Source organism: Labrenzia sp. PHM005, assembly GCF_006517275.1.
In the GTDB taxonomy this organism is placed as follows: Bacteria; Pseudomonadota; Alphaproteobacteria; order Rhizobiales; family Stappiaceae; genus Roseibium.
The window spans coordinates 3623799-3636109 of record NZ_CP041191.1; the positions used below are offsets into that span (position 1 = coordinate 3623799).

Consider the following 12311-nt stretch of genomic DNA (forward strand, 5'->3'; position numbering starts at 1 on the left):
GGCCGGGTCCCTTTCTTGACCGGCTAACGGGAAGATAACCACACCAAGTTCGGCAACCGGAGCGGTTCACTCAGTGAAGCCGGTATATTAATGTGATGATCTATTGAAGTTCATTCCGGATGCAACATCGCCAACTGCTTTGCGTTGCATGGAAACCAACAGTTTCTGCAAAGATGACCGATGGTTCAGAGCAGGGCGTTCGATGAGGCGCCATGACAAGAAAGCCAGGGGACTGACGGTCAGCAGTGTCAGGATGACGTTCATCAGAACCGGATAAGGGCCTGACCACAGAACCAGCCACATTTGCTGGATTGGAAATCCCAAAAGATAGATCCCATAAGACAGGTCTTCCCGGTTTGTGAGTTTGCCGAACCATCCAAAATCAACTGATCCAATCCAAAAGGTCAAGCAGGCAACGGCAAGGATTTCTGTCACGGGTGAGACGGGTGTGCCAAGCAGGAGGAAAGACGCCGAAATCGCGAATGCAGTGCGCAGGAAGGAAACAGAAAGGTGTTTCCTGAACATCCAGCTGGCGACACCAATGTAAAATGCAAAGAAGAAGCGCGCGAAGTGATCGACCAGCAATCCGGCGTTTTGGTTCGATCTAATGATCAAAACGATGGCGGATAGTGCGAGAATGACCCCCACGATTTTCTTGCTGCCGCCAAAATAGATGCCGAGCGCTGAAACAAGAGGGATCGTTAGATAACAAATCACCTCATAACGAATGGTCCAGACTGTCGCCAAAACATAACGTTCATCCGGATTCTCGACAAAAATACCCGGAAGGGTTCCGCCACCATCAAGCGCGACTACCGCTCTGAGGAAGAGAGAAATGGTTTCCCAGGACGTCAGAAAGGCTTGAAGACTGAGCTGGTTTTGGGCAACGGCCGCGATGGCAATGGTGGTTATCGTCACAACGATAAGGGCCGGGAATATGCGCAGATACCGGCCGCATAGAAAATGAATGAGATTAGGCTGCCGGTCCCAACTCGCTGCAATCAGAAAACCCGAGAGTAAAAAGAATGCATTCACAGCGTGACCGCCGAGGGAGAAACTGGTGAGAGACGCGAGCGGATCAGCAAGTTCGCTGCGCCGCGACAGAATGAATGCATGAGAAACTATTACAGCCGTCGCAGCAAAAAGCCGAACGACCCCAAAGTTATTGCAATCTCTTTGGATAAGGGCGTCGAGTGATCGGTTCATTTGGACCCAAAATGTTCTTTGCCACACCCTACAAAGGAATTTGGGGCTTTTGTTAATTTGCTTAATATATCGTTAACGGCGCCGGTGAAGTGTCGGAAGTATTGTATATTTTCAAGGGGTTGAGTGGTTTTTGGACTTAGGCAATCAACAGCTTGAACAATCAGTCACATGGGTGTTGGACTTCAAATCAGCCGTTTGTTTTCATAACAAAAAACCCCGGATCAAGGATCCGGGGCTTTTTATTTGATCTCTTGGTCCGCTCAGTGGCTACGGTATTCGTTCAATATTTGTATTCAACGTTAATGGACCAAAAATGATGTCCAGAAAACAAATGATTATGCTCAAGATAGGTGAGTAGTGTAGTAATAGTACTTCTGACAATGTTTATAATTCGAGGTAATTAGATGGTTATTTTATTGGTAGTATTGCATAATGATGTAAGAAAACTGGATATGAGTGTGGGTATAATTTAATTTTAACTGATGAAACGCTAAGGTTTACCTCGGTAAGAACACGCTGCTTGCATTTCGAAGCACCTGCGTTGTCTCAAGGCATGACAGCTAAGTGATGGAGAAATCGGGATTGGAAAATTCTCCAAAAAGTTCAGCGCTCAAAGATACTGAAAACAAGCCACTATTTGCCAAGGCTACAAAGTCTCCCTTGTTTAAAGGCAAGCCCGATAGATCAGTTTCCACAGCAACGAACTCCAAGAAGAAATGGAAGATTGCCATCGTCGATGACGATGAGCAGGTGCACCAGGTTACCGAGTTGGCTCTATCCAATTTCTCGTTTCATGGTGATGGTTTGGAATTTGTTCACGCCTATTCGGGAGTTGAAGCAAAAGATCTGTTTCAAAAGCATCCGGACGTATCAGTGTTGTTGCTTGATGTAGTGATGGAGAGTGAGCACGCGGGCCTGGAATTTGCCAAATATATTAGGGAGGAAATTAAAAACTATCAGGTTCGAATAGTCCTGCGAACAGGGCAGCCTGGTCAGGCTCCGGAAAGTCGGATCATATCTGACTATGACATCAACGATTACAAAGAGAAAACGGAGCTGACAGCTCAAAAACTTCATACATTGATATTCTCTTGCCTACGTTCATATCGAGACATTATGGCCTTGGAGCGCAACAAGCGAGGGCTTGAGCACGTTATCTCGGCATCTCAGGATATATTTAAGCTCGGGTCGATTTCGACCTTCGCAGAAGGGGTCATCGAACAAATCAGCTCTCTCCTTTATGCGGACCAGAGCGCATTAATCTGTGGGCTGAATGGACTGGTTTCCCATGAAAACCGGGCTGGCATAACTTTCATTGCAGGTACTGGTGAGTTTGCCAAGAAACAAGGTAATGATCTCGATGATTTTTTACCCGGGCATGTGATTAAGCAATTAACTTGTATCGATGATGATGTTGGTAGTTTAGAAGCGGATGATCTATTTATATCCTACTTGACCACTAAAGATGGACACCGGAACCTACTAATAATTTCAGGAGTGAAATATAATCATCCTTCGGAAAGAAAGATGATGAATTTAATTTGTCAAAACGCCCTTATAGCGTTCGACAATTTGAATCTGAGAGTTGAAATTGAGGAGACGCAGAGGGAACTCGTTTATCGCCTCGGCGAAGCCGTTGAGACTCGGTCCAAAGAAACCGGAAACCATGTGCAAAGAGTCGCGGAGTTTTCCAAGTTCCTTGCCTTGAAAGCCGGTATGTCCGCGGGAGATGCGGAATTATTGAAGCATGCTTCTCCGATGCATGACCTGGGCAAGATCGGCATTCCAGATTCTATTTTAAATAAACCTGACAAACTCACTGCCGAAGAATGGAAGGTCATGCAGAGCCATTCAGCTCTTGGTGCCCAGTTGTTGGGGGACTCGGATAGAGAAATCTTGAACCTTGGAGCTAGGGTAGCTCTTGAACATCATGAAAAATGGAATGGTACTGGCTATCCGAATGGAAAATCTGGCGAGGAGATCTCGCTTGCTGGTCGGATAACCGCAATTACCGACGTGCTTGATGCGTTGTCACGTGACCGTTGTTACAAAAAAGCATGGCCATTCGACCAGATTGTGGAGTTCTTGTTGGAGGAGAGAGGAAGGCACTTTGATCCGAACTTAGTGGACCTTGTTCTGGAAAATATTGACGAGATTAAAGAAATTCAACGTAGATACCCATGAATGCAAGAGTATTTCATAATATGTCGCTTTTATTATAGAGGGGTAGGGCTTCTTGATGGATGATGAAAAGGAAATTGAGCAAAGCCGTGTTCTTAGAATTGTTACTGAAAATACAAAACATGGTATTTCCTTTTTTAATAAAGACTTGGTTCTTGTTGCCTGCAATCACAGATTTGCCGAACTACTGCAATTCCCAAGCAAATTCTGTCAGCCCGGGACCCTCATGCGCGACTTGTTTTATTTCAATGCGCAGCGTGGGGAGTACGGCCCGGGTGATATAGATGAACAAGTAAGTCAACGGCTAAAGCTGGCAAAAGAGTTCTCTCCTCACAAGTTCGAGCGAGTGCGGCCGGATGGGATGATTATTGAAATTATTGGCACGCCGGTAGAAGAGGGCTTTGTATCAACCTACACAGATATTACCGAGTTACGAAAAGCGCAGCGAGATTTGGTTGAAGCCGAAAAAATGGCTTCCCTTGGCTCCTTGGTCGGCGGTGTTGCCCATGAGATAAACACCCCGTTGGGTATCTGCGTAACAGCAGTTTCCTATTTCCAGACCCAAATTGCTGAAATAGGTGCCCTGTTTCGGTCTGGTGAACTCAATGAAGAACACCTTACGTCCTTTCTTTCAACCGCAGAGCAATCAGCCAAGCTCCTGGAAACCAACATGAACAGAGCAGCAATGCTGGTTAAAAGCTTTAAGCAGGTTGCTGTGGATCAAACATCAGAAGAGAAACGGACAATAAATTTACAAAAATACCTTGAGGAAATTCTTGTCAGTCTCAACCCTAAACTGAAGAAAACTAAAATTGAAGTGATATTGGACATTCCTGATGAGTTATCAATGGAGACTTATCCAGGATCTTTGGCTCAGATAGCAACCAACTTAATAATGAACAGCCTCATCCATGGTTTTGAGGGCAAGTCGAACCTCAACGGGACCATTCAAATCTCCGCGCAGCATCAGGATGAGGGTATCCGGATCGAGTACAAGGACACCGGTAAAGGTATGGGGCCGGACGTTCTGGATAAAATCTTCGAACCGTTCTTTACAACAAACCGGGATAGTGGAGGGACCGGTTTGGGTCTCCATATTGTTTACAACATAATCACTCAAAAACTGGCTGGCACCATCGAATGTGAAAGCATAGTCGGGCAGGGGACGAAATTTGTTTTTTCAATTCCATGTCAAGATTTTGGCTCACAATCTTAGGTTCATGAGCGCCTCGTAAGAACCCAACAGCAGACCTCTGGAAGTGCTGATACATTCCCTGTGTAGGCTTGTAGGGTCCTTACAATCAAAGAGACGTTTCTCCCCGGAACTCGGATCATCTTGGAAAGCTCAAAACAATCGACACATAGACCCTTGAGACAAATGGGGCGAATTGACCTTGCGCCAAACAAAAAAGCCCCGGATCAAGGATCCGGGGCTTTTCTTTTTGTCTTTGTGTTCAATCAGCCGAGGCGCTGATCGATCGGAATATAATCGCGTTTTGTTGCGCCGGTGTAGAGCTGGCGCGGACGGCCGATGCGCTGGGACGGATCTTCCACCATTTCTTTCCACTGAGCGATCCAGCCGACGGTACGGGCCAGAGCGAACAGCACAGTGAACATGGTTGTCGGGAAGCCGAGTGCCCGCAGGGTGATGCCGGAGTAGAAGTCGATGTTCGGATAAAGCTTCTTCTCAACAAAATAAGGATCGTTGAGCGCGATCTTTTCCAGTTCCATCGCGATGTCGAGCAGCGGATCGTCCTTGATGCCGAGTTCGCCCAGAACCTCGTGACAGGTCTTCTGCATGATCTTGGCGCGCGGGTCGTAGTTCTTATAGACCCGGTGGCCGAAGCCCATCAGACGGAACGGATCGTTCTTGTCTTTTGCCCGTGCAACAAACTCCGGAATGCGGTCAACAGAGCCGATTTCAGACAGCATGTTGAGCGCTGCTTCGTTGGCGCCGCCGTGGGCAGGACCCCAAAGGCAGGCGATGCCGGCTGCAATACAAGCGAACGGGTTTGCACCGGACGAGCCAGCCAAACGGACGGTCGAGGTCGATGCGTTCTGCTCGTGATCGGCATGCAGGATGAAGATACGGTCCATAGCGCGGGCCAGAACCGGGTTCACCTTGTACTCCTCACACGGAACCGCAAAGCACATGTGCAGGAAGTTGGCTGCATAGGACAGATCGTTGCGCGGATAAACGAACGGCTGGCCGACATGGTACTTGTAGGCCATTGCGGCCATGGTCGGCAGTTTCGCGATCATGCGCAAGGAGGCAACCATGCGCTGGTGCGGATCAGAGATATCCGTGGAGTCGTGATAGAAGGCGGACAGTGCGCCGACTGTACCGCACAGGATCGCCATCGGGTGGGCGTCACGGCGGAAACCGGCATAAAACCGGTTCATCTGTTCGTGGATCATCGTGTGGTAGGTCACACGATCTACAAAGTCATCTTTCTGCGCGTTCGTCGGCAGTTCGCCGTAAAGCAGCAGATAGCAAGATTCTAAGAAGTCACCATGGTCGGCGAGTTGTTCAATCGGATAGCCGCGGTAGAGCAGCGTGCCTTCGTCGCCATCGATGTAGGTGATCTTGGATTCGCAAGATGCGGTCGAGGTGAAGCCCGGGTCGTACGTGAACATGCCAGTGTCCTTGTACAAGGACGCGATGTTCACAACCGACGGTCCGATGGATCCGTCAAGGACGTCGAAATTGTGATCACCACCATCGACGTTGAGCTTGGCGTTGTTGTCGGCCATTCAGAAAACCCCCTGTTTGTTACCCATTGCACCGGCCAGCCGCAGGTCTTGAACCAAGACCTAACGCTTTAGCCAGACAGTGCTGGAGGAATGGTCGCGTCTTGCCTAGCCCATTTGCCGCACTGCCGCAAGCTGGTGCATATAACGCTTTGGTCAAAGACGTTTATGCAGCGGTTTGCGGCAGTGCCGAAGCTTGAAAAATAATGGAAACTCTCGCCTTGACCGTTATCAAGGAGCCTGATCGGCTATCCGGGCCAAGGATTCGTCCCGGCCAAGGGCGATCAGAACATCATAGATACCGGGAGAAGTACCCCGGCCGGTCAACGCGGCGCGCAGAGGCTGGGCAACCTTGCCAAGTTTCAGTTCTTTGCCTTCAGCATAGGCCTTGACCGCGGTTTCCAGCGGCTCAGCGTCCCAATCCGCGACACCAGACAAAACACCGTGCAGGTCGCCCAAGACCGCGCGGGCGTCGTCAGTCAGGATTTTTACTGCCTTTTCGTCGTTTTCCAGCGGACGCTGGCGCCACAAATAAGATGAGCTGTCGGTCAATTCGACCAGGGTTTTGGCACGTTCTTTGAGGCCGGGCAGGGCGGTGAGCGCCGTTTGGGTATTGCCGGCTTCGGCCAGCCATGCGAGCACGTCCGCACCGCCGTCTACATGGGCCAGATAGACCTTCCAATGGTCCAGCAGCTCACCGTCATCGGTGGCGCGCATATAGTGGCCGTTGAGGTTTTCGAGCTTCTTGAAGTCGAATCGGGCGGCGGACTGACCGACCGCGTCCATGCCGAACCACTGGATCATGTCCTCAAGGGAAATGATTTCTTCATCGCCGTGGCTCCAGCCCAGCCGTGCGAGATAATTGCGCATCGCTTGCGGCAAGTATCCGAGTGCCCGGTAAGCTTCCGCGCCAGTTGCGCCATGGCGCTTGGAGAGTTTTGCGCCATCCGGTCCGTGAATCAGCGGAATATGCGCCATCTTCGGCACGTCCCAGCCATTGGCATTGAAGATCAGCGTCTGGCGGGCAGCGTTGGTCAAGTGATCGACACCGCGGATGATGTGGGAGATGCCCATATCATGGTCGTCGACGACGACCGCCAGCATGTAGGTCGGTGTGCCGTCGGAACGCATCAAGACAAAATCGTCCAGATCCTTGTTCGGGATCACCACCCGGCCTTGAACCATATCGTCCACGACCGTTTCGCCTTCTTGCGGTGCTTTCAAGCGGATCACCGGATCGACGCCTTCAGGTGCCTCTGACGGGTCTTTCTCGCGCCAAGTGCCGTCATAACGGGGCGGACGGCCTTCAGCACGGGCCTTTTCGCGCATGGCGTCGACTTCTTCTGGAGACGAATAACAGCGGTAGGCCATGCCATTTGCCAGCATCTGATCGACAACTTCTTTGTGGCGTTCGACACGGGAAAACTGCGAGATTGGCTCGCCGTCCCAATCCAGGCCAAGCCAGGAGAGGCCATCCATCAATGCATCAACCGCTTCCTGGGTTGAACGGGCTTGGTCTGTGTCCTCAATCCGCAGCAGCATTTTGCCGCCGTGATGTTTGGCAAAAAGCCAGTTGAACAGCGCAGTGCGGGCGCCGCCGATATGAAGAAACCCGGTCGGAGATGGGGCGAAACGCGTGACGATATCTTGTGCCATGGTGCTTTTTGAAAGTCTCTGTCAGAATGAGGCGGTCCAACCGCCTGACGAATAGTGGCGCGGTCTTAACACAGGCGCGCCCAAGGCAAAATAGGCTTTGCCATGATTGGCAGGTCCGGCGAAGGGAGCAGGGGTGGCGCGTGAAGATGGCACCGGCTTCAACTATTACGGCGAGCGAGGCGCCGGCGCTAAATCCACTGACCCAAGTGTAATAGATACTGTTTCCGGCAACAGGGCATCACAGGACCGGGGATCGCCCTGGGGTGCCTTTCTAAGGTCGCGCAATTTGCAAAAGCGTGACCGCAAAAACCAACAGGCGAAAACCCGTTGGCTGCCGGCGCCGGACGAGTTGGAGCGCTTGGTGCAAAACCAGGGGCTGCTGTGGACCGGGTTTGCCTTTGCAGGCGGGATACTGATTTACAGTTTGCTGCCGGACGAACCAAGCTGGGTGGTTTTGGCGGTACTTTGTGTTGTGATTTGCTTCCCTGCTACTGTCCGCAACCGCCGCTCCGGTTTCTCAAAAATCGGCTTACTATTGTTGTCCGCTTTTACGGGGCTTTGTGCGGCAACATTTCGGACGGCGGCCATTGAGACGCCCAGACTTCTTGAACCGATGACCGTGGCGCTGCGCGGAGAAGTTCTGGAGCTTCAGCACAGGCAATCCGGCAAGCGGCTTCTTCTAAAAGCGTCGGCGGTCAACGGACGGATCGTTAAACCCGGAGTGTTTGTAGAACGGGTCCGGTTGCGGGTCCCTGTGAATACAGAAGTTTCTCCGGGCGACTGGGTGCAGCTTCGCGCGCGGTTGTTTCCGCCAATGGGGCCGGTCGTTCCGGGCGGATATGATTTTTCCTTCCGCGCCTATTTTCAAAAAATAGGCGCGACCGGGTTTTCATATGGCCCTCCAAAAAAAATCAGCGGACAACCTCCGACGCTCATACGGCAGGTTGAACGGCACATCGATCATCTGCGCAAATATCTTGCGCAGCGGATTTCAGCTGTCTTGCCGGACGGTCCGGAAAAGTCGCTTTCCGTTGCGCTTCTCGTCGGAGATCGGAGCGGTATCGACGAAAAAACAGAGGAAAGCCTCAGAGCTGCCGGATTGGCGCACATACTGGCGATTTCCGGGCTGCACATGGCTCTTTTTGCTGGCGGTGCTTACGCGGTGTCACTCGGGGTCTTGGCTCTCCTTCCCGGGTTTGCATTGCGTTGGCCGTTGCACAAAGTCGCGGCGCTGTTGGCGCTCGGCGCTGCGGTTTTTTATTTGCTGCTCTCTGGGGCGTCGGTGGCAACCCAGCGGTCTTTCATCATGATCGCCCTGGTTTTTCTGGGCATATTGACCGGGCGGCGCGGATTGACCTTGCGGACGGCTGCTTTGGCTGGGCTGTTTCTTTTGTTGTTGGCACCAGAAAGGCTGTTTTATCCCGGGTTTCAAATGTCGTTCGCGGCCGTGATTGCTTTGATCGCGGTTTACGACCTTTGGCGGCGCCAACAAAAGGAAGCTGGTTTTTCCTCAAAGCCTCGGTCTCTTCCGGCCCGGCTGGGTGTGAGCATCGCCAAATGGGCTGCTGGGCTGTTCGTCACTGCTCTGGTTGCTGGAGCTGCGACCGGGATAATCGGGGCTTACCATTTCTCCCGGGTCGCGCCTTATGGGATCGTCGGGAATATGCTGGGTATGCCGGTGTTTTCTCTGGTTGTTATGCCCATGGGGGTTCTGGCGCTTGTCTTGATGCCCTTTGGCCTCAGTGCTGTGCCGCTGAAGGTGATGAGCGCTGGTCTGGGGATGTTGATTGATGTCGCAACTTTTACCGAAAACCTTGCCCCGGACGCGGGCCGGATCGGAACGTTAGGGGCAGCGCCTGCTGCTCTGTTGATGGCTGCGCTCTTTGTCTGTTTGCTCGCGCCTGGCCGAATTCGAAGCTTCAGTCTGGTTCCCTTGGGGGCCGCCATAACACTTATGACATTGTCGCGCGCGCCCGATATTCAAATCGCGGCGGCAGGGCCGCAACTCGCTGCTCGCGATAGGCAAGGAGATCTGCGCCTCTCCCATGTCCGCAAGTCCTTTGCCGCTGAAATCTGGCTTGAGGGGGAGGGTGAAGGATTGGGGGCGATTAAGTCGCGCAAGATGAGTTCGGTTCAGCGCCGATGTGATCCTGACGGATGTGTGGTGCTCGCATATCCGCCTAATGACAAAAGTTACTCGGATCCGATACCGCTCAAAATCGGTGTGTCAAAAACGGTGCAGGCTCTTTTCGAAGATTGCCAAAAGGCAGATATTATCGCGACCGATAAAATCGTGCCTGGGTTCTGCCAATCGAGCGTGATTTTGGATCAAGTTATTCGGGAAAAAAGAGGGGCTGTTTCGATTTGGCTGGAACCGTCCGATGGGTCTGCGAGCGGCTGGTCCGGAAAGACGGCATTAGAGCGGGCCACCAATCAAAGAGACGCAATACCCGGCATCAAACGTGTGGTTTATGCTCTTCCCCGATTACCGCGGCCCTGGAACCGGCCAGGCACAATAACCCGCGCTAGTTTGAGGTCAAAAGCCAAATCCTCCGCAAAGCCATAGACCTTGCGGAGAAGATTAATTCCAAAACCTGTTGAGCTGAAAAAGGACCCGCCTCAGTATTGCCGAAACAGCGCCACGAGACGGCCCTGAACACGCACACGACCCGGTCCGAAAATCCGAGTTTCATAGGCCGGATTGGCCGCTTCCAGTGCGATCGATGCGCCTTTTTTGCGCAGCCGCTTCAAAGTGGCTTCTTCATCATCAACCAGCGCCACGACAATGTCGCCGCTGTCAGCACTGTCGATTCGCCGGATTAAAACCGTATCGCCGTCCAAGATGCCTGCGTCGATCATGGAATCGCCGCGCACTTCAAGCGCATAATGTTCGCCTTTGCCAAGAAGCTCCGGCGGGACGCTGATGGAGTGGCTGTGGGTCTGGATCGCCTCGATTGGAACACCGGCGGCAATCCGGCCCATAACCGGGATTTCCGTTGCCGCACTTGCAACCGCTGCAGGCGCTGCGACTGGCGCGGGTGCTGGTTTTCCAAGCGACCCTTCGATAACTTCGGGAGAAAAACTGCCGCGCGGCCGCGGGCTGCCGAGGCCCGGCGCGATCGAATCGGGCAGGCGGACAACTTCCATCGCTCTCGCCCGGTTCGGCAGACGGCGGATAAAACCGCGTTCTTCCAAAGCTGTGATGAGCCGGTGAATACCGGACTTGGACCTCAGATCGAGCGCGTCTTTCATTTCATCGAAAGACGGCGGCACCCCAGTTTCCTTCAGTCTTTCATGGATGAACATGAGCAGTTCATACTGCTTGCGCGTCAGCATATCAGCTTCCCCTGATCTTGAGGATCAATTGGTACAAATCAAGAACACCCTACCTGTTCTCATTGTGTTCTGCAAGGGTAAACGTTCTCTTACTGTTCTAATTGTAGCTGTCAGAATTAAACGGCACTGGAAGCGGTTTATCTGGCCGTAAATAAATGGCAGAAGAGTTCAAAGAGCGTATTGTTTTCAAAAGGTTGGGTGATCATCGATTGCAGACCGTAGGGTCCGCAATATCAGTCAGTGCAAATAAAACGTGGAACGTATTGAAAACAAATGGAGAATTTACTTCGATGTTAGACGCTTCCGGTCCTGGAGTGTTCGACTGCGGACCTATTGCGGACCCTGTTTGTTTCGGTGTTTGATCGCCCGTGCAAAGTACGGGAGGTCGTATCGGTCGACATTTCGGATATATTCTTTGAACTCTTCGTTGGTCATGCGCCCGCTATCCACCAACGCCTTTTTCTCTCGTTCGATGAATTCAGCAAATATCAACATCGCCAGTCCTATGGATTCACCTTCTGCCTGAATTTCCTTCGCTTCCATGAAAGCAAGTTCTTCGGGGGCGTGCTGTTCCAGAAGCTCGATGAGGATCCGTTCGCCAGTTAGCTTCATGGTTATTATCCGGAAATCATCGATGGCAGTTTCAATCAATTCGGACTGTTGTCGCTGTAATGCCTCTCCAAAGAGAAAGTAATCTATCTTTTCTCCAGTTCCGGCACAGGCCTGCAACAGAAACTCAAGCGGAATCGAGTTTCTTGCTTTCCAGGATGAAACAGTCTTGTTCGATACCTCAAAATATTCAGATACGGCCAAATCTGTTTTGAGGTTGAGAGCATTTTTTACTCTATCAATGACTTGCGTCGCGTTGATCTTCAATTCTTATCTTCTCACTGGAAATCTGCATAAGGCAGAAAAAATATTGACATCTGCGAATCGCAGTCATTTAATCTGCGCATTGCGGATTCTTGGATTTAGTAGCATGAAACGCGAAAACCTAAAAACCACGAACATTCTTCTTCGAAACGTTCGTGCAGGCTTTGTTTTACAAGGGACATCGTTGAATGCATGGTGCAGCGCAAACGGAATTGTACGGCGAACTGCCGAACAGTCTCTGACTGGCCAGAACAAGAGTAACAATGCGATTGCGCTTGCTGCTCGGATTAGACTTGCCGCTGGTCTGA

Annotated in this window: 8 protein-coding genes; 3 read left to right on the plus strand and 5 right to left on the minus strand. The window is 51.5% G+C overall.

Annotation, left to right across the window (positions count from 1 at the left end):
- Positions 1-87 precede the first annotated feature (87 nt).
- A complete protein-coding gene (locus tag FJ695_RS16415) occupies positions 88-1206 on the minus strand; it encodes an acyltransferase (RefSeq protein WP_141186451.1) in 1119 nt (372 codons plus the stop codon).
- Between the two features lie 567 nt (positions 1207-1773).
- On the opposite strand from FJ695_RS16415, the gene FJ695_RS16420 reads away from it, so the two are divergent.
- Complete coding sequence (locus FJ695_RS16420) at positions 1774-3390, plus strand: response regulator (protein ID WP_247653870.1); 1617 nt, start codon at positions 1774-1776, stop codon at positions 3388-3390.
- Between the two features lie 55 nt (positions 3391-3445).
- Positions 3446-4603, plus strand: coding sequence for a PAS-domain containing protein (locus FJ695_RS16425; protein ID WP_141186453.1), 1158 nt, complete (start codon positions 3446-3448; stop codon positions 4601-4603).
- Positions 4604-4845: 242 nt separating this feature from the next.
- Here FJ695_RS16425 and gltA read toward each other — a convergent pair whose 3' ends face one another.
- Positions 4846-6141: a citrate synthase gene (gene gltA / locus FJ695_RS16430; RefSeq protein WP_141186454.1), complete on the minus strand. Its 1296-nt coding sequence runs from the start codon at positions 6139-6141 to the stop codon at positions 4846-4848.
- A 228-nt stretch (positions 6142-6369) separates the two neighbouring features.
- Positions 6370-7794, minus strand: coding sequence for a glutamate--tRNA ligase (gene gltX / locus FJ695_RS16435; protein ID WP_141186455.1), 1425 nt, complete (start codon positions 7792-7794; stop codon positions 6370-6372).
- Between the two features lie 133 nt (positions 7795-7927).
- Here gltX and FJ695_RS16440 point away from each other — a divergent pair, with 133 nt between their 5' ends.
- Positions 7928-10360, plus strand: a complete 2433-nt coding sequence (locus FJ695_RS16440; RefSeq protein ID WP_168206392.1) for a ComEC/Rec2 family competence protein — start codon at positions 7928-7930, stop codon at positions 10358-10360.
- Positions 10361-10413: 53 nt separating this feature from the next.
- On the opposite strand, the gene lexA is transcribed toward FJ695_RS16440, so the two are convergent.
- The gene (gene lexA / locus FJ695_RS16445; protein ID WP_141186457.1) at positions 10414-11130 is read right to left on the minus strand and encodes a transcriptional repressor LexA; all 717 of its coding nucleotides are present in this window, start codon (positions 11128-11130) and stop codon (positions 10414-10416) included.
- 330 nt (positions 11131-11460) lie between these two features.
- A complete protein-coding gene (locus FJ695_RS16450) occupies positions 11461-12006 on the minus strand; it encodes a helix-turn-helix domain-containing protein (protein ID WP_141186458.1) in 546 nt (181 codons plus the stop codon).
- Positions 12007-12311 lie beyond the last annotated feature (305 nt).

Bases quoted from the DNA above. Each gene is read 5' to 3' on its own strand.
- FJ695_RS16415 (WP_141186451.1), bottom strand. From the start codon at position 1,206: ATGAACCGATCACTCGACGCCCTTATCCAAAGAGATTGCAATAACTTT.
- FJ695_RS16420 (WP_247653870.1), top strand. From the start codon at position 1,774: ATGGAGAAATCGGGATTGGAAAATTCTCCAAAAAGTTCAGCGCTCAAA.
- FJ695_RS16425 (WP_141186453.1), top strand. From the start codon at position 3,446: ATGGATGATGAAAAGGAAATTGAGCAAAGCCGTGTTCTTAGAATTGTT.
- gltA (WP_141186454.1), bottom strand. From the start codon at position 6,141: ATGGCCGACAACAACGCCAAGCTCAACGTCGATGGTGGTGATCACAAT.
- gltX (WP_141186455.1), bottom strand. From the start codon at position 7,794: ATGGCACAAGATATCGTCACGCGTTTCGCCCCATCTCCGACCGGGTTT.
- lexA (WP_141186457.1), bottom strand. From the start codon at position 11,130: ATGCTGACGCGCAAGCAGTATGAACTGCTCATGTTCATCCATGAAAGA.